Here is an 18,329-nt window from a genome sequence, read left to right as displayed (position 1 = left end):
CCCAAGCCCTAGAGCTGGGCGTCGAGACCATCGAGCAGCCGCTTCAATGCACCCTGGTTGGCTCGCATCACGTCCAGCCCAGCCTGCCCGCTGCGCACCGCTTCGCGAGGCAGCTCCAGCCACCGCCGCAGCGCCGTTGCCAAGCCTTGCGCGTCGTCGACTTCGACCAGCGCCCCGGCCTCGCGCAGCATCGCGCCTATTTCGAGAAAGTTGAACATGTGCGGCCCGCTCAACACCGGCTTGGCCAGGGCTGCCGGTTCCAGCGGATTATGCCCACCGTTCTCCACCAAGCTGCCGCCAACGAAGGCAACGTCTGCCAGTGCATAGAGGAACAGCAGCTCGCCCATGGTATCGCCCAACAACACCTGGGTAGTCGCCGTAACCGCTTGCTCGAGCGAACGCTGCACCGTACTGAACCCTTGCGCCTGGCACAGCCCGTGGACCGAAGCGAAACGCTCCTGGTGCCGCGGAACCAGAATCAGCAAGGCATCGGCATGGCTGGCCAGCAGTTGCCGGTGGGCGGCCAATATCACCGCATCCTCACCTTCGTGGGTGCTGGCAGCGATCCACACCGGACGGTCTTGTGCCTGCCACTGCTCGCGCAACCGGGCTGCGCGCACGGGCACGGCCGGGTCGACGCTGAGGTCGAACTTGATCGAGCCCGTCACCTGCACGCATTCCGGACGTGCGCCCAAGTCCAGGAAGCGTTGCGCCTCGGTTGCAGTCTGCACCGCCAGCAAGCTCATCTCGGCCAGCATCGGCGCGGTCAGGCCTTTGAAGCGGGCATAGCCTTTGGCCGAACGCGCGGAAAGCCGACCATTGGCCAACGCCACCGGGATGCCGCGGCGGGCGCACTGGTGAATATGATTGGGCCACAGTTCGGTTTCCATGATCACTGCCAGGCGCGGCCGCACGTGGTCGAGAAAGCGGCCGGACGCCCAGGGCAGATCGTACGGCAGGTAGCAGTGCTGGATACGTGGCTCGCCGGCGAACAGTGCCTGGATGCGCTCCGACCCGGTCGGGGTCATGCAGGTCACGGTGATCGGCAGCTCGGGGTGGCGCAGCAGCAACTGGCGGATCATCGGCGCTGCGGCAATGCTCTCGCCCACCGACACGGCGTGCACCCAGATGCCGCCCGGCTGCATCGCCGGCAGCCGGTAGGCGAAACGCTCGCCGAGGCGCTGCCCGTAGGCCGGTGCCTTGCGCGCGCGCAGCCATAGACGCACGGCCAGCAACGGCAGCCCCAGGTGAAACAGCAAGGTGTAGAGAGTTCTGTTCATGGCGGCGAAGTTTACTCAGGTCGCCGTGCTTGACCAAGCACCGGCAGACACCGCACGAACCGATTGACCGCTGACGGTTCGAAAGGGACCAGCCCCCAGTGGCCGCGCATCGCCTAGAATGCCTGCATCGAAAAGGAGCTCCACCATGAACGCCTATGTTTTTCTTGCCATCGCCATCTGCGCCGAAGTGATCGCCACCGTGTCCATGAAGGCAGTCAAGGGCCTGAGCACGCCACTGCCGCTGATCCTGGTGGTGGTCGGCTATGGCATCGCCTTCTGGATGCTGACCCTGGTAGTGCGCACCGTGCCGGTGGGTATCGCCTACGCCATCTGGGCCGGCATGGGCATCGTGCTGGTCAGCGTCGCCGCGCTGTTCATCTACGGGCAGAAGCTCGACCTGCCGGCCATGCTCGGCATGGCGTTGATCGTGCTGGGCGTGGTGGTGATCCAGCTGTTCTCGAAAACCACCGGGCACTGAGGCTGTATACTCCCCCGCCTGTCCAAGCCTGCGAGGTCTGCAATGCCGTCTGAACTGTCCACTGATATCGTCATCGTCGGCGCCGGTGTCGCCGGGCTCTGGCTCAACGCGCGGCTGCGCGCCCTGGGCTATTCGACGGTGCTGGTGGAGAACGCGCGCCTGGGCGGCGGGCAGACGTTCAAGGCCCAGGGGATCATTCACGGCGGCGCCAAATACGCCCTGCACGGCGCGCTCACCGGGGCGTCCGAAGCGATTGCCGACATGCCGCGGCGCTGGCGTGAAGCGCTGGCCGGTGAGGGCGAACTCGATCTTTCGGGTGTGCGGCTGCTGTCCGAGGCGCACTACCTGTGGTCGCCGGGCACCCTGGCGGGCAACCTCACCAGCTTCTTCGCCAGCAAGGCCGTGCGTGGTCGGGTCGATCAGGTCAAGGGCGAGCAGTTGCCACCGGCGTTGCAGGACCGCGCCTTCAAGGGCAAGGTCTACCGTCTGGCCGAGCTGGTGGTCGACGTGCCCAGCCTGGTCGCGCGGCTGGCCGAGCTGGCCGGTGATGGGCTGCTGGCCGGCGAGCGCATCGAGCCTTTGTATGACCAGGGCCGGCTGGCTGGGCTAATCGTCGATGGCCGGATGATTCGTGCCCAGCGCGTGGTGCTCAGTGCCGGCGAAGGCACCCAGGCCCTGTTGACCGCGCTGGGTATAGAACAACCGGCAATGCAGCGTCGGCCACTGCACATGGTCCTGGCCAAGGGCGCCAACCTGAAACCGTTGTATGCCCATTGCCTGGGCGGTGGACCGAAGCCGCGCATCACCGTCACCACCCATCCGGGGGCAGACGGCCAATGGGTCTGGTACCTGGGTGGCGAGATCGCCGAGGCCGACGGCGTGGCCCGCGAACCGGCGCAGCAGATCGCCGCCGCGCAGAAGGAAATCGCGCACCTGTTGCCGTGGGTCGATCAAAGCCAGATGCGCTGGGCCACCTTGCGGGTCAATCGCGCCGAACCCGCGCAGTCGGGGCTGGTGCGCCCGGACAACGCCTTTCTGGCCGATCAGCCCGGTTTGCTGGTGGGCTGGCCGACCAAGCTGGCGCTGGCGCCCGACTTCGCCGACCGGGTCATCGGCGCTTTGCAGCGCGACGGCATTTCGCCCCTCGCGCATGCGCCTCTGCCCGAACTGCCCAAGCCGGCCCTGGCCACACCTGTCTGGGATGAACTGCTGCCATGAGCCTGCCGACCCTGCACGATCTGCACCGCCCGCTGGGCGACACCGGCCTGCGGGTGTCTCCCCTGGGGCTGGGCACGGTGAAGTTGGGCCGCGACCAAGGGGTGAAATACCCCAGCGGCTTCACCATCCCCGACGATAGCGCAGCGCGCATGTTGCTCGACCAGGCGCGTCAGCTGGGCATCAACCTGATCGACACCGCGCCGGCCTACGGCATCAGCGAAGAGCGATTGGGCCCGTTGCTGCGTGGCCAGCGTCAGGAGTGGGTCATCGTCAGCAAGGTGGGAGAAGAGTTCGAGGCCGGCCAGTCACGCTTCGATTTCAGTGCCGAGCACACGCGGTTCTCGGTGGAGCGCAGCCTGAAACGCCTGGAAACAGACTTCATCGATCTGTTGCTGGTGCATTCGGACGGCAACGATCTGGAGATTCTCGAGGGCAGTGAGGTGTACCAGACGTTGGCGGCACTGAAAGCCGAAGGCAAGATTCGTGGCTTCGGCTTTTCCGGCAAGACCGTTCAGGGCGGGCTGAAAGCCTTGGAAACCGGGGACTGCGCCATGGTCACCTACAACCTGAGCGAGCAGTCCGAGCGCCCGGTGCTCGACTACGCAGCTGCCCACGGCAAGGCCATCCTGGTGAAAAAGGCCTTGGCCAGCGGCCATGCCTGCCTGGCACCGGGGGTCGATCCGGTGCGTGCCAGCTTCGAGCTGCTGTTCGCCCACCCTGGGGTCGCCAGTGCTATTGTCGGAACGATAAATCCGCTGCACCTGTCCCACAACGTAGCGACAGCCGCTGCCGTGCTACTCAGGAATTGACGCCGCCGACGCGGCCGACCCCGACGCAAGAAGGAGCCGTAATGCCGCGTACCCTGACACGAAAGAACCCTGGCAATTTCAAGACCCTGCCCCTTGCCGTCGAAGCCACGCCCGAAGCCCTGAGTTACGAAGCCGTGGGCATGCCGTTGAATTTCGCTCAGACTCTGGAACGGCGCAAACCGGTCGAGGTGAGTGACAGCGAACGCTTTCGCGTGGAGCTGGCCAACCTCGGCGTGTCGGTCCGGCTGACCTTGAACTGGCGTGGCCGCGACTACTGGGTGCTGGTGCGTCAACGCCGCGAAGACCGCGGCGATGTGGTGCTCAAGCTGATCTCCGGCTATGTGCCGGCCCATGAGGTGAATCTGCCGCTGCACACGGCCATTCAGGAAATCGCCGAGGAGTGTCTGCTGGAGACTTCGGAAGGCTGGCTGGGCGGGCGTTTCAACGACACCTGGCTGCCGACGCCGTATGACCAGGTGCTGCGCTATCACGAGCCCCTGCCCTTTCGCTTGAGCACCCGTTCCGGCGCGGCACGCCCGGTGCGTTGTGGCAGCCTGAACCTGATCGAGCGGCCCCGGGCCTACGTGCACGTGCCGACGGCTTCGTTGCAATTGGTCTACGACCTGCGCCTGGAGGTGCCGCCCCAGGCCAAGGGGCTCAGCCTGTTCCATGTGGAGGAGCGCCTGGAAAAAGGAGAGCTGATCACCCGCCTGAGCCGGAGCAGGCCCGACCTGTACCTGATCCCGCTGAAGGACGGTCAGCCGGTCGCCGAGCTGTACACCCTGAAGAAGGACAAGCTGCACGCCGCAGGCACACGGGGCGTTTACCTGGCCGAGAGTTTCGCTGCACAAGAAGGTTGGTTGGTCCGCGACGAACGCGTGCGCTGGCGCGACTGGGTGGCGGAAAAAGGCCTGGCCATCCCGAAGAAGCCGCGTACCAGCCTGCAAAAATTCAAGGTCAAGGCGCGGGTGCTGGTTCGCAAGGTGCGCAGCGGTCTGCACAAGTAATCCCATTGCCCCTACCGAATACCGTCATGCGGTGTGCCTGGAACACCGCGGTGCGGCCGGACGCGGCTTGCGCCGCTGCTACAGGGGGGGGCGGTGGACGCAGTCCCTGTAGCAGCGGCGCAAGCCGCGTCGGCGGTGGACACGGTCCCTGTAGCAGCGGCGCAAGCCGCGTCGGCGGTGGACACGGTCCCTGTAGCAGCGGCGCAAGCCGCGTCAGCGGTGGACGCGGTCCCTGTAGCAGCGGCGCAAGCCGCGTCAGCGGTGGACGCGGTCCCTGTAGCAGCGGCGCAAGCCGCGTCGCCGGTGGACGCGGTCCCTGTAGCAGCGGCGCAAGCCGCGTCGCCGGTGGACGCGGTCCCTGTAGCAGCGGCGCGAGCCGCGTCGGCGATGGACACGGTCTCTGTAGCAGCGGCGCAAGCCGCGTCGCCGGTGGAGGCGGTCCCTGTAGCAGCGGCGCGAGCCGCGTCGGCGGTAGACGCGGTCCCTGTAGCAGCGGCGCAAGCCGCGTCGGCGGTAGACGCGGTCCCTGTAGCAGCGGCGCGAGCCGCGTCGGCGGTGGACGCGGTCCCTGTAGCAGCGGCGCAAGCCGCGTCGGCGGTGGACGCGGTCCCTGTAGCAGCGGCGCGAGCCGCGTCGGCGGTGGACACGGTGCATTTGCGGGAACGTGGTAAAACCTGACGCTTCAACGGCTGCGGATTTTCTCGACGATGGCGGTGGTCGAGCTGTTTTCCACCAGCCCCAGTACCTTTACCGTGCCGCCATAGGCGGCCACGATATCGGCACCTACCACTTGCTCCATCGAATAATCCCCTCCCTTCACCAGCACATCCGGGCGTACATGGGTCAGCAGGTTTTCCGGTGTACCTTCGGCAAAACTGATCACCCAGTCCACCGCCCCGAGCCCGGCCAACACCGCCATGCGCCGGTCGACGCTGTTGATCGGCCGACCCGGCCCTTTCAGACGGCTCACCGACGCGTCATCGTTGACCGCCACGATCAGCCGGTCACCCTGAGCGCGGGCCTGCTCCAGATACGTCACGTGGCCCGCATGGAGGATATCGAAGCAGCCATTGGTGAACACGATGCGCTCGTTGTGCGCCCGCGCATCGTCGATCGCCAGCAGCAACTGCTCGAGGCTCAACACGCCGCGTTCCGAACCTTCCTCGCGCTGGATGGCACGGCGCAGTTCAGGTGCGCTGATCGCCGCCGTACCCAGCTTGCCGACCACGATGCCCGCCGCCAGATTGGCCAGGGCCACCGCATGGGGCAACTCTTCGCCTGCGGCGATGGCCGCTGCCAGGGTGGAGATTACGGTATCGCCGGCACCAGTCACGTCGAACACTTCACGGGCCCGCGCGGGTAAGTGCAGGGCCGGATGATCAGGGCGCAACAGGGTCATGCCGTGCTCGCCACGGGTCACCAGCAGTGCGCCCAGATCCAGCTCGCTCATCAGCGCGGCGCCTTTGGCCACCAGTTCTGCCTCATCGGCGCAACCGCCGACGATGGTTTCGAATTCGCTGAGGTTGGGCGTGATCAGGCTGGCGCCTCGATAGATCGAGAAATCCTTGCCCTTGGGGTCGGCCAGCACGGGAATGTTGCGCGCGCGCGCCGCCTGAATCAGCGCCTGATGGTTTTTCAGCGCGCCCTTGCCATAGTCCGACAGCACCAGCACCTTGACGCCCTCGAGCAACGCTTCGACTTCGTTGCCCAGCGCTACCGGGTCAGTGGCAAACGCTTCTTCGAAGTCGATGCGCAACAGTTGTTGATGGCGGCTCATGACCCGCAACTTGACGATGGTCGGCTGGTGGGCAATGCGCTGGAACACCGCTGTGACGCCGGCAGCCTTCAAGCTGTTGCCCAGGCTGTCGGCGGCCTCGTCGGTACCGGTCACACCCACCAGGGAAGCCGGCGCACCCAGTGCGGCGATGTTCAACGCAACGTTGGCGGCACCACCAGGCCGATCCTCGATCTGTTCGACCTTGACCACCGGCACCGGTGCTTCCGGGGAGATGCGCGAAGTACCGCCATGCCAGTAACGGTCGAGCATGACATCGCCGACCACCAATACAGGGGCCGACTCGAATCGCGGCATGGATAACTTCATGGGCAACCCACATACAAAATGAACAGGGCGGCGATATTAACACGCAAGCACCCGATAGGCCCCCCACCCCACCTCGGGAGCAGTGATCCCCGTAGGAGCGGCCAGTGGCCGCGAAGGGTGCGCCGCGGATTACCATGTGCGAGCAGTGATCCCCGTAGGAGCGGCCAGTGGCCGCGAAGGGAACGCCGCGTATCACCTGACACACCGAGCCGTCCGATTCGCGGCCGATGACCGCTCCTGCAAGGGGACCGCAATCACGCGCAATAGCGTAATGCCATAGGGAAATCGCAGTCCTGTAGGGCTCAGGTGATGTCGGTTTTCGCAGGTTCGTCCAGGCCCATGGCGTGTAACCTGGCGTAATAGCCGTTCTGCGCCAGCAACTGCGCGTGCGTGCCGCGCTCGACGATGCGGCCCTGGTCCATCACCAGAATCTGGTCGGCCTTTTCGATGGTCGACAGTCGGTGGGCGATCACCAAGGTGGTCCGCCCTTTCATCACATGGTCCAGCGCAGCCTGGATATGTCGCTCCGATTCGGTATCCAGCGCCGAGGTCGCTTCATCCAGAATCAGCACCGGGGCATTCTTGAGCAACGCCCGGGCGATCGCCAGGCGCTGGCGCTGGCCACCGGACAACAGCACGCCGTTCTCGCCCACCTGCGTGTCGAAACCCTCGGGCAGACGGTCGATGAATTCCTTGGCATAGGCATCGGCCGCCGCCGCCACCACGTCTTCGCGCGGCGCACCGGCCAGGTCACCGTAGGCAATGTTGTTGGCCACGCTGTCGTTGAACAGTGTCACGCTCTGGGTCACCAGCGCGATATGCCGGCGCAGGTTGCGCAGCTGGTAGTCGGCAATCTCCACGCCATCGAGCAACACTTCACCTTGATTGTGGTGATAGAAGCGCGGGATCAACCCGGCCAGGGTCGACTTGCCACTGCCCGAACGCCCCACCAGCGCAATCATCTGCCCCGGCTTGGCGGTGAAGTTGATGTCACTGAGCACTTGGCGATCGGTGCCGGGGTAAGTGAAGTTCAGGTTGCGCACTTCCAGCGAACCGCCAACGCGCTCGCGCTCCACTGTGCCGGTGTCCAGCTCGGGGGGGACGTCCAGCTGCTCGAAGATGCTTTCGGCACCGGCCACGCCCTTCTGCACCGTGGAGCTGACTTCCGACAGCTGGCGGATCGGCTTGGGCAGCAAACCGGCTGCGGTGATGTAGGCCACCAGATCACCGGCCGTGGCATCGCCACGCATGTACAGCACCAGGAACATCAGCACAGCCATGGCGGTGTAGATCACCAGCTGCAACATCGGCGTGTAGATCGCGCCGGTCTTGGTCATGCGCAGTTGCTTGTCGGTGTTGCCCTGGCTGGCTTTGGCAAAGCGGTTCTGCTCGTAGCCTTCACCGCCGAAGCTGCGCACCACCCGATAGCCCTGGATGGTCTCGGATGCCACGTGGGTCACATCGCCCATGGCGACCTGAATCTTCTTGCTCTGCTTGCGGAATTTCTTGCTGGTGCTGCCGACCATGACGGCGATCAGCGGCAGAATGGCCAGCATGACCAGGGTCAGTTGCCAGTTCATCCAGATCAGGTAGATGAACAGGAACACCACCGTCAGGCCTTCGCGGATCACCACCTTGATGGCATCGGTCGCAGCGCCGGTCACCATGGTCACGTTGAAGGTGATGCGCGAAATCAGGTGGCCGGAGTTGTGCGTGTCGAAGTAGCGGTTGGGCAGTACCAGCAGCTTGTTGAACAGCTCCACGCGCAGGTCGTGGACCAGGCCCAGCGATACCTTGGCCAGGAAGTAGTTGCCCAAGTAGGAGCCCAGGCCCTGCCAGGCGGCGATCAGCACGATCAGTATGGGTACCGCCTGCAGCAGTTGCAGGTCGCGCAGGTAGGGCACATTGGGGAACAGTACCGCTTCGGGATTGCTCAGGCCGTCGACGAAATACTTGAGGATGCCGGCCAGCATGGGCTGGGTCGAGGCGAAGATCACGAAACCTATGATACTGATCAGGAACATGCCCACGTAGGGGCGAACGTAGCTGAGCAGTCGCAAATAGATTTTCAGACTTGAATCCTGTTCCGCTGGGCGCGGTGAATCACTCATCGTCTAACTCACTGTTGGCGTAGAACGGGAATTTTATCACAGGGGGCCGATCGGGGATCGCGGTGCTGCAGCCAGACCGAGTCGCGCCCTTCGCGGGAAAAGCAATCCCCCGTAGGAGCGGTCCGTGGCCGCGAAAGCCGCGCCGCAGTTCGGCCTGGCGGTAGAACATGCTGGCGCTTTTGGGCATCATGCCACCCGCCCTCTTCAATCAAGGCCTTATCACGATGCAATGCACCCGCCTTCCTCTGGCCGCTTTTGACACGCTGATCACCGGCGCCAAGGTGTTGGAAGCCGACAGCCATGGCGCGAAAGTGTACCTGCTCGCAGACGGCAAGATCCTGAAACTTTTCCGCCGCAAACGGCTGTTTTCCTCAGCCCTGCTGCGCCCGTATTCGGCGCGTTTCATCGCCAACGCCCAACGCCTGCAGCAACTGGGCGTGCCGACCTTGAAGGTGCTGCAGCACTATCGTCTGGACAAGCCTGGCATGACCGCCGTACTGTACGAGCCCCTGCCAGGCAGGAACCTGCGTCAGTTGATGGACACCGCCGACTTCACCTGGCAACACAGCCTGGAGCCGCTGATCGCCATGATTCGCCGGTTGCATCGCTCAGGGGTGTATTTCCGCTCGCTGCACCTGGGCAATGTGATCGTCACGCCCGAAGGAGAGCTGGGCCTGATCGACATGGCCGACATGAGCTTCACCCGCGGGCCTTTGTCGAAGCGCCTGATCAAGCGCAACCTCGAGCATTTCTCCCGGTATCTGGAGCGTGAACAGTTGACCGCCTGCTTCCCCTTGGCCGAGCTCAACAAAGCCCTGCTCAAGTAGCACCATGGCCCGTCCCCCGTAGGAGCGGCCAGTGGCCGCGAAAGCCGCACCGCGGTTCGGCCTGACACACCGCAGCGCCTGTTTCGCGGCCGATGACCGCTCCTACGGGTACACCACAATCCCCCGTAGGAGCGGCCAGTGGCCGCGAAGGGTGCACCGCGGTTCGGCCTGACACACCGCAGCGCCTGTTTCGCGGCCGATGACCGCTCCTACGGGTACACCGCAATCCCCTGTAGGAGCGGCCAGTGGCCGCGAAAGCCGCACCGCGGTTCGGCCTGACACACCGCAGCGCCTGTTTCGCGGGCAGAGCCCGCTCCCACAAGTACAGCGCAATCCCCTGTAGGAGCGGCCAGTGGCCGCGAAAGCCGCACCGCCGTTGCTAGGACAAGGCCAACCGCAGGCGTTGCCACACCGTCAATGGCGGATGCGGGCGCAGCGGCGGCTGCATGGCCTGCACGATACGCTCACCGATCCGGTCGAAACCGTATTCCCCCAGCACCAGCGCCTGCCCCGCCGCGGCGATGCGCTCGGCCAGTGCCGGCTCGCGGCGCAGCTGCGCCAGCTTGGCCTGCAAGCTCGCCACGCTGTCGTAAAGCACCACCGTGTGCATGTCCACGAACCCCAGCGCGCGGTTTTCCGCCTCGCCCTGATCGAAGGTGAACAGCACACACCCGCACGCCATGGCTTCGAAATTCTTGATCATGTACTCGCCCATGCCCACATCGGCACTGACGAAAAAACGGATGCGGTTCAGCGTATCGCCATACTCCTGGCCGCTGTTGGTCCGCGTCACCAGCAACGGCTCCACCTGGCCGATCGCATCGAGCATCTGCTTGCGGCCACTGTAGGCCACGCTCTTGGTGCTGCCCACGAAAGCCAGCTCGATATCGCGCTCGCGGGTCTGCGGCGTCAGCAGGGCCTGGTCATAGCCCTTGGGCACGAAATGCGCATCGAAGCCCTCGGCGCGCAAGCGTTCGCTGACCATGAACCCCGAACTGATCACCCGCACCCACGGCAGCTGCTGGTAGTGCGCGCTGAACTTGCCGGTGTACTTGCACGCGATGTAGTTCTGGTAGGCGTCATGCTCCAGGATGACCAGATTGGGCACCGAACGAATGAACGCCACCTGGCGAATCTCCTGCTTGAAGCGCAGGAAAAACAGAATGCGGTCGTACCGGGCAACGTCCACTTCGCGCTTGAAATACCCTTTCAGATCGCGCTGCTGCGCGCCGTCCAACCAGCGCAGATCGCACTCGCAATGCGCGGCAATGCCTTCATAGAGACGATCGAGAATGGCGCGCTGCTCTTTCTGCACCAGGAACAGTACTTTCATCATTGTGCTAACGGCACCTTATAAGTCTTTGCGCCAGAACAGTTCGTGGCGGCGCACCGCCTTGCGGAAAAATTCGTTTTCACCCGTCGCCGGCCAACGTCGACCGGCCAGCAACCATTGCAGCCAACGCCGCACGCGACGCTTGAACGGCGCCGGCGGTTGCAGGTCGTGCATCATGCCCAGCGCCATGGCCTTGTCCATCTGCACCGCCGCACCCACCGGCAGGCTGTACGGCAGCAGCCGTTCACGGGCATCGAAAAACGGTGGCAGGGCCACGCCTTCGCCAGCACGGCCCATGGGCCAACGGTCGTTGTCATGCAAATGGTTGGCATAGCCCAGCAGGTAGCGTGGCTGGTGCGCCACCCCTTGCAACGCCTGCAGCACCGCTGCCTGCGCGCAGATGTGGTCCGGATGCGGGTCGATGCTCGCGTGGGGCATCACCAGCACATCCGGCTGCGCCCGTTGCAGCAGCTCACGCAGGTCGGCCAGCAGATTGTTCCAGGTCGGCGCGCCATCGGCATCGGCCGGCAGGGCGAACGGATTGAGCTGGCGGAACGGACGGATGTCAGTCATGTCCGCCTCGCGCGAGCCACACGGCTGCTCGGGTGCCGCCTGCATCGCTGGCAGTTGCAGGCAGAAATACCCCAACTGCACGCACTGCTCGGCCGGCACCCCGGCCCAGCGCGGCACGGCCAGGCTGTCCCAGGCGCGCAGGCGCCCCTTCAAGCGAGCGGCGTCGGCCGGCGCCAGGCCCATCGCCTGATAGTGCTCGGCTTCGATCTCGCCTGCCGTCAAGGTCACGATCCAACTGCTCGCCGCGCGGCTGTACAAACCATAGGCCGCCAGCTCGGCATCGTCGGCATGGGGCGCAATGACCATGACCGTGTGCCGGGTGAAATCCGGATGCTGAAAGCGCCACAAACGCGGCTCGCCAACGATGCGGCAGAACCGCCCGCGCAAGCGCAGGCGCCCGTGATTGAGCTCATCGGCAAAGCCGCTCAGATTCAGGTAGCGCAGGCCATCGACGCCGCGCTCGAACGTCTGCCGGTCGTTCAGCTCACTCCCGAGCAACTGCACATACGGATCGAACAGACGCCCCAGCCAGGACGCCTTCACATCCAGCGCCAGGATCAAGGTATCCGCCGCCTCGACGTGCTCTGCAACCTGCAGCACCTCGCCGTTCAGGCTGACTTTGGCCAGCTCCGCCTCGCTGTCGAAGCTGTAGGCGTAATCGTCGCCCGGCGAATAGAACAAATGGTCGGCAAACCACGCCTCATGGGCCACCCAGGCCAGCAACAACAGGGGCAGCGGCAGCCACCAGGCAACCAGCACGCCGGCCAGCAGCATCACCACCAGCCCGGCCAGCAGCACGCGACGCTTGTTGCGCCGGTGCCGGGCGAGCAACGCCTGTTTGCGGCTCATGCCTGAAACACCGGAACGGGGTTGCACCAGCGGTCCTTGTACTCTCGGTCGGCCCGGCCGAACGAGAAACGCAGTGGCTTGTTCACCGCGCGGGCCTGCTCCCAGGCGCTCTGGGTATTGAGGAAACTGAGCACGCTGCCAGGGCTGAACGCGCGGTTCTCCGGATCCACCCCGCCATTGACGTACTCAACGCTGACCCAGTCTGGGGCCTCGACGCGGTACACCAGTTGAATGGCAACAGGCGCATCGCCCAGCAGCAGCACCGAGCCGATCATCAGCTCGCGCAGCAGGTCGATGACCTCGGCCATCCGCTCGGCGCCGGTCGCGGCAAAGCCCCAGCGGCGCTGGAACAGGTCACAGTAGATCGCTGCCAGCTCGGCGCTGGTGAATTCACTGACGGGCTTGGCCACGCCGCCGGCTTCTTCCAGCAGACGCAGTTCGCGGCGCTGGTTGTAGCGAAATTTCTTCGACAGGTCTTCGGGCGTGCGGGCCATGGCCAGGCTCTCGGCCTGCGCCTTCAAGCCGCTGAAACGCCCCTGGTTCAGCTCCGACAGATAACGCCCATGGTGGCGCAGCGGTGCCTGGGCATCGGCAGCCGCCGGCAAAATCAACTCGGCGTTGCCCAGATCGTACAGGCCCTTCTTGCCGGCCTGCTTGAGCACGTCCTTGGACAGCGCCAGGTAGCGCCCCCAGGTGGGTATCGCTGCGACCAGTTCGCCCGCCTGCTCCCACCCCAGGTAGCGCACCGGAATGCCGGCCAGCGCAGCCAACCGCTCGACCACCAGCGGGTGCGTCGCCACACTGCCGCCGAACTGCGTCCAGGCCTGGGCATAGGTGGCCGCGTCCACAGTTTGCCAGCCCCGTTCGCGCACGCTCTGCAATCGGTTGAGCATCATGTGGCCGCCGTCAGTGCGGTGACCATCGGCAGTTGCCAGAAAGCCTTGCGCACCGCGCGGTCGCAGAAGCGCGTCTCGAGGCGTTCGGCCATGTGCGCTTCGCACTGCGCGCGCTGGTAGCGATCCATCCCGGCCATGTGTTCCAGGCCCTGTGCCAGGCGCTCGGCGTCACCCAGCGGAAACAGGATACCGACGCCCTCGACGATCTCCGGTGCGCCACCGCAGGCCGTGGCCAGCAGCCGCACATTGGCCGCCATCGCTTCAAGCAGGACCATGCCGAACGGCTCGTGGTCGGAGCTCAGGGCGAACACGTCGAACGCCTTGAAATACAGCCGCGCCTGGGCCACCTGGCCAAGAAACCGCACGCGCTCGGCAATGCCCAGCTCCACGGCCAGGTCCTTGAGATTCTGTTCCAGGCGCCCAGAACCGATGATCACCAGCAGCGCTTCCTGAGGCAGTTTTGCCCAGGCCAAAGCAAAGCCGCGCAGCAAGGTCGCCTGGTCCTTATCCGGGTGCAGGCGACCGACGTTGCCGACGATCCAGGCATCGGGCGCCAGGCCCAGCGCCTGGCGGGCTTCGGCCGCAGGCAGCAATTGTTGCTGCAAGGTAAAGGTGTTCAAACGGTTGTACAGCGTGGCGATGCGCTCGGGCGCCCAACCGGGCAGGCAGCGGCGCATGTCGTCGCGCACCGCATCGGACACGCCCAGCAGGCTCAAGCGTTTGCGGAACAACTGCGCAAACACACGGCGCGAACGACGCTGATAGTCGCCGAACGCATGGTGCACGCCGATCACCGGCAGCGAAGTGCCGAGCAGGGCAACATAGATAGGCTTGAACCGGTGCGCGATGCAGAAGGCGAATGTGCGCGCAGCAGTGATCTTGCGCAGCTCGCGAATGGCACCCAGCTTCAAGCCACGGATGTCCTTGGAACTGAACTCCATGAACAGCACTTCGTCGCTCTCGCAGCCAGCGGCCACCTGGGCATCGGCCGCGCCGGTCAGGAACACGGTGGTCACCCGGTAGCCACGGCCCACGAACAGGCTGGCGTACTGACGGGCACAGTCGAGGAACGGCCCGTCATAGCCGTGGCAGAACTGCAGCACATGACGCTCAGTCGAGCGCGTCATAGGCTTGAGCACCCTCTTTGACCACCAGAATGTCTTCCATGACCAGGTACTCGAGGTCCGAGCCGTAGAACATGTTCAACGCATCGGTGGGCGAGCAGATCATCGGCTCGCCACGGCGGTTGAGCGAGGTGTTCAGCGACACGCCATTGCCGGTCAGCTCTTCGAGGGCCTTCATCATGTCGTAGTAGCGCGGGTTGTACTCGCGCTTGAGCACCTGGGCGCGCGAGGTGCCGTCTTCGTGGACCACTTCCGGCACGCGGGTTTTCCATTCCTCGGCCACCTCGAAGGTGAACGTCATGAACGGCGCCGGATGGTCGATTTTGATCATCTGCGGCGCGACGGTGTCGAGCATCGATGGGCAGAAAGGCCTCCAGCGCTCGCGGAACTTGATCTGGTGGTTGATGCGGTCGGCCACGCCCGGCACGCTCGGGCAACCGATGATCGAACGACCACCCAGCGCCCGCGGGCCGAACTCCATGCGCCCCTGGAACCAGGCCACCGGGTTGCCGTCGACCATGATCTGCGCGATCTGCTTGGGCATGTTACCCAGCATGCGCCCCTTGGGCTTGTTCGGATGACGCGCGCAGGCAGCGATCACGTCTTCGTTGGTGTAGGACGGGCCCAGGTACACGTGCTCCATCTTCTCCACCGGCACGCCGCGGGCATGGGACACGTAGGCCGCCGCCCCCACCGCCGTACCGGCGTCGCCGGAAGCCGGCTGCACGAACAGCTCCTTCACGTCCGGGCGGGCGATGATCTTCTGGTTCAGCTTGACGTTCAGCGCGCAGCCACCGGCGAAGGCCAGCTTGCCGGTCTGCTTGAGCACGTCGCCCAGGTAGTGGTCGATCATCTGCAGGGCGAGTTTTTCGAACAACGCCTGCATGCTGGCCGCGTAGTGGATGTACGGCTCGTCGGCGATGTCGCCTTCGCGCTTGGGGCCCAACCATTCGATCAGCTTGGGCGAGAAGTAGTAACCCTTGCCCTTCTCTTTATAGCGGCGCAGGCCGATGACGTTGGCGTAGTCGGTGTTGATCACCAGCTCGCCGTTCTCGAACGAAGCCAGGCGCGAAAAATCGTACTTGCTGGCGTCGCCATAGGGCGCCATGCCCATGACCTTGAACTCGCCGTCGAGCATCTCGAAGCCGAGGAATTCGGTGATCGCGCCATACAGGCCGCCCAGCGAATCCGGGTCGAAGAACTCCTTGATCTTGTGGATCTTGCCGTTATCGCCGTAGCCGAAAAACGTAGTGGCGTACTCACCCTTGCCGTCGATGCCGAGGATCGCGGTTTTTTCCTGGAAGCCCGAGCAGTGGTAGGCACTGGAGGCGTGCGCCAGATGGTGCTCGACCGGCTCGATCTTGATTTTCTTCGCATCGAAGCCCAGTTGCTCGAGGCAGAAAACGATCTTGTTGCGGTAGCGCTTGTAGCGGCGGTTGCCCATCAGCAATGCGTCGAGGGCGCGGTCCGGGGCGTACCAGTAGCGCTTGGCGTAGTGCCAACGGGCTTTGCCGAACAGGCTGATGGGGGCGAACGGAATCGCCACCACGTCAACGTCCGACGGCTTGATGCCGGCTTGTTCCAGGCAGAACTTGGCCGATTCGTAGGGCATGCGGTTCTTTGCATGTTTGTCGCGCACGAAGCGCTCTTCTTCTGCGGCGGCAACCAGCTTGCCGTCGATGTACAGCGCCGCGGAAGGGTCATGGCTAAGGGCGCCGGACAGGCCAAGAATCGTCAATGCCAAGGGTCTAGCCTCTTTGAGCGGAATGGGTGCGCGCGCGGTGATCGGGCACGGCGGGCGGCGAAAGGCGGGGATTATAGCGTAATAAGCGGCCCGCCAGACACACCCCCCACATCACGCAAGATTGTGGGAGGCAGAGTCGCTAGCAAGCAGGCTGGCCTCAGGAAATGCAACTCCGACGACAGAAGGTGATGCATGGGTCGCTTGTCGCCTTTCGGAGTGAGCACCGCCGATGACTCTGCACCGGCAGGGCCACATCGAGCTTTTTAGCCACCTACGATTGTTGCTGAAAGTCTGCACTGGATCGTATATGGGATAGAAAGCATCAACACTACACGCGCTTGATAGTGAGATTATCAAGGCGCACGGGGTTATTACCAATCGGAATCTCGAGGAATGCTTGAGTTATTTTATTCAGGCCGGAGCCTGCCTGATAAGTCAGCCAGTAATACTCATCTATTAATTTTGACTGTGTCACCAGAGCCTTCCCCTCATATACAGAAAATCTTCCATCTCGGGCTCCGGAACCCTTCTGATACAGCCCAAATTTAAAGTAGTTGACCGGGGGGTCAAAATGAATGTAGAACGCGTTATTTGCTAAGCTAGAAACTTCTAAATACTTCCCCGTCACATAGGGAGCCCCATCGGGATCACTGCCAATAACCGCGCGATAGTTGTTGTTAGAGGCATGTATCACGCAAGATGAAGCTAGCGGGATCGGAAGTGAAATTGGCCCATGAGCAAACCCCTCGAAACCTTCCGAAATAGGCCCTGTGCCTGGGTCACCAGCAGACACCTCGAAAGCCCTTGGTGTAGAGGTTTGAACAAGGCCGCCGCTCACTCGCCTCGCGGTGTACGCAACACTGACCGCTTTACCCGCACTCAACAAAGCTGTCGCTTTTGGAACCACGAATTCCAGTGAGTCCTGCGCCAGCACCTCGCGCGCAGGCAAGGTGATGGACCCTGCGTCATCCACCGCCGTCCATTCCAACCCTACCCATTGGCCCGCTTCGACCCCCCCATACACCGGTGTCGTGATCTTCACACCCGTATTGGGAATGGCCGCAGGGTCCAAATGCCCGTTGGTTTCGTTTTCCACAGTTGGTGCAGGCAGCACCAAAGTCAACTGAGTCATGTTCAGCACTCCTTCAGGAAATATAACCGCTTCACTTTCACTCACGCTCTTGCCCATACCCACTTTCAGTTCCAGGGTCAGTGGCAAGGTATTCTCCAGTCGCAACAGGAAACTGCGAGGCAGGTTGACTTGCAGCCCTGAGTTCACTTGCGCAGCCGTCACTGCGGCTCCCATCGCCAGCTCTTCGCTGCGCGTCGTGCCGTCATCCAGGGTCCCTCGCGCGCGCAGCCAGTAAGTTTGGCCTGTGGTCATCAACGGCCACGGCACCGCCACTACCGTGGCATCTCCCGCGAATGTGTTGAGATCCAGCACTGCCGGTGAACCGCTGGCCTGGGCAACGCTTGGCGCTACCAGTTGTTCTGAAGTGAACGCCAGCACCTGCAAACTCAACACCTCCGACACCGGCCTCACCGCCCCGCTTTGATTGACCGCGTAGAACACCTCCGCCGTCTTGCCCAGCGAAGCCGCCAGAATCGGCGCAGGAATGGCCCCCTGTGCTTCACCCGCAACGCTGACGGTGATGGGCGGGATCGCCTGGTCGGCATTCCCCGCCACACGCCAGAACGGCATGACGCTATCGCCTATGCGCAGGCGCGTATCGCGCAGCACGAAGTTCGCGGTGTTGGCTTGTGTGGTGCCCGGTTTGACAGGGCTCCAGGACGTGACCGGCCCACCGGTATGATCGTGGATCTGCGGCGCCGGCCAGGTCTGGCTCGCGGCATCCTGCACCGAGATCAGCACGCTGTCGGAAACCCCCGTGGCTCCCGCGCTGGGAATCAGCTCGTACCACACGTTGACCGAGCCATTGAGGTTGGGGTTCACGTAGCGGGTCTTGTCCACCCAG

Annotated in this window: 13 protein-coding genes and 1 pseudogene; 5 read left to right on the top strand and 9 right to left on the bottom strand. The window is 64.0% G+C overall.

Going from position 1 to position 18,329, the window contains the following annotated elements; genetic code table 11:
- Positions 1-8: 8 nt before the first annotated feature.
- Positions 9-1,280 (bottom strand): lipid IV(A) 3-deoxy-D-manno-octulosonic acid transferase, encoded by a 1,272-nt coding sequence (gene waaA, locus IFT80_RS20380; RefSeq protein ID WP_192138194.1) that lies wholly within the window; start codon positions 1,278-1,280, stop codon positions 9-11.
- A 145-nt stretch (positions 1,281-1,425) separates the two neighbouring features.
- Here waaA and IFT80_RS20375 point away from each other — a divergent pair, with 145 nt between their 5' ends.
- From IFT80_RS20375 to IFT80_RS20360, 4 genes are read left to right on the top strand one after another with little or no spacing between them, the layout of a single operon-like run.
- Complete coding sequence (locus IFT80_RS20375) at positions 1,426-1,758, top strand: DMT family transporter (RefSeq protein ID WP_122477078.1); 333 nt, start codon at positions 1,426-1,428, stop codon at positions 1,756-1,758.
- Positions 1,759-1,800: 42 nt separating this feature from the next.
- Positions 1,801-2,976, top strand: coding sequence for an NAD(P)/FAD-dependent oxidoreductase (locus tag IFT80_RS20370; protein WP_192138193.1), 1,176 nt, complete (start codon positions 1,801-1,803; stop codon positions 2,974-2,976).
- Positions 2,973-3,785 carry an aldo/keto reductase gene (locus IFT80_RS20365; protein WP_122477075.1) on the top strand — a complete coding sequence of 271 codons (813 nt, stop codon included), beginning with the start codon at positions 2,973-2,975 and terminating at the stop codon, positions 3,783-3,785. The genes IFT80_RS20370 and IFT80_RS20365 overlap by 4 nt, the downstream gene beginning before the upstream one ends.
- A gap of 41 nt (positions 3,786-3,826) precedes the next feature.
- Entirely contained in the window at positions 3,827-4,792 is a 966-nt protein-coding gene (locus IFT80_RS20360) for a metal ABC transporter ATPase (RefSeq protein WP_185795359.1), read from the top strand.
- Between the two features lie 682 nt (positions 4,793-5,474).
- On the opposite strand, the gene hldE is transcribed toward IFT80_RS20360, so the two are convergent.
- Together hldE and msbA are read right to left on the bottom strand one after the other, a co-directional pair.
- Positions 5,475-6,896: a bifunctional D-glycero-beta-D-manno-heptose-7-phosphate kinase/D-glycero-beta-D-manno-heptose 1-phosphate adenylyltransferase HldE gene (gene hldE / locus IFT80_RS20355; protein ID WP_122477071.1), complete on the bottom strand. Its 1,422-nt coding sequence runs from the start codon at positions 6,894-6,896 to the stop codon at positions 5,475-5,477.
- Positions 6,897-7,198: 302 nt separating this feature from the next.
- A complete protein-coding gene (msbA, locus tag IFT80_RS20350; RefSeq protein WP_122477070.1) occupies positions 7,199-9,007 on the bottom strand; it encodes a lipid A export permease/ATP-binding protein MsbA in 1,809 nt (602 codons plus the stop codon).
- 224 nt (positions 9,008-9,231) lie between these two features.
- Here msbA and IFT80_RS20345 point away from each other — a divergent pair, with 224 nt between their 5' ends.
- Positions 9,232-9,834 (top strand): lipopolysaccharide kinase InaA family protein, encoded by a 603-nt coding sequence (locus IFT80_RS20345; protein WP_185795362.1) that lies wholly within the window; start codon positions 9,232-9,234, stop codon positions 9,832-9,834.
- Between the two features lie 379 nt (positions 9,835-10,213).
- Here the strand turns inward: IFT80_RS20345 and IFT80_RS20340 are convergent, their stop codons facing one another.
- The 6 genes and pseudogenes from IFT80_RS20340 to IFT80_RS20315 all read right to left on the bottom strand — a co-directional run.
- Complete coding sequence (locus IFT80_RS20340; protein WP_192138254.1) at positions 10,214-11,167, bottom strand: glycosyltransferase; 954 nt, start codon at positions 11,165-11,167, stop codon at positions 10,214-10,216.
- Between the two features lie 18 nt (positions 11,168-11,185).
- On the bottom strand, positions 11,186-12,589 hold the full coding sequence (locus IFT80_RS20335; protein WP_192138192.1) for a PIG-L family deacetylase: 1,404 nt from the start codon (positions 12,587-12,589) through the stop codon (positions 11,186-11,188).
- Positions 12,586-13,482: an antimicrobial resistance protein Mig-14 gene (locus IFT80_RS20330; protein WP_192138252.1), complete on the bottom strand. Its 897-nt coding sequence runs from the start codon at positions 13,480-13,482 to the stop codon at positions 12,586-12,588. The genes IFT80_RS20335 and IFT80_RS20330 overlap by 4 nt, the downstream gene beginning before the upstream one ends.
- On the bottom strand, positions 13,482-14,612 hold the full coding sequence (locus tag IFT80_RS20325) for a glycosyltransferase (RefSeq protein WP_192138191.1): 1,131 nt from the start codon (positions 14,610-14,612) through the stop codon (positions 13,482-13,484). The genes IFT80_RS20330 and IFT80_RS20325 overlap by 1 nt, the downstream gene beginning before the upstream one ends.
- Entirely contained in the window at positions 14,596-16,353 is a 1,758-nt protein-coding gene (locus IFT80_RS20320) for a carbamoyltransferase family protein (protein WP_192138190.1), read from the bottom strand. The genes IFT80_RS20325 and IFT80_RS20320 overlap by 17 nt, the downstream gene beginning before the upstream one ends.
- A 328-nt stretch (positions 16,354-16,681) precedes the next feature.
- A pseudogene (locus IFT80_RS20315) lies at positions 16,682-18,329 on the bottom strand (hypothetical protein); the annotation flags it as partial.

This window comes from Pseudomonas sp. CFBP 8771, from assembly GCF_014841695.1.
In the GTDB taxonomy this organism is placed as follows: domain Bacteria; phylum Pseudomonadota; class Gammaproteobacteria; order Pseudomonadales; family Pseudomonadaceae; genus Aquipseudomonas; species Aquipseudomonas baltica.
The sequence above is the reverse complement of the archived record's forward strand: the minus strand, read 5'-3'. Positions and strand labels throughout refer to the sequence as shown.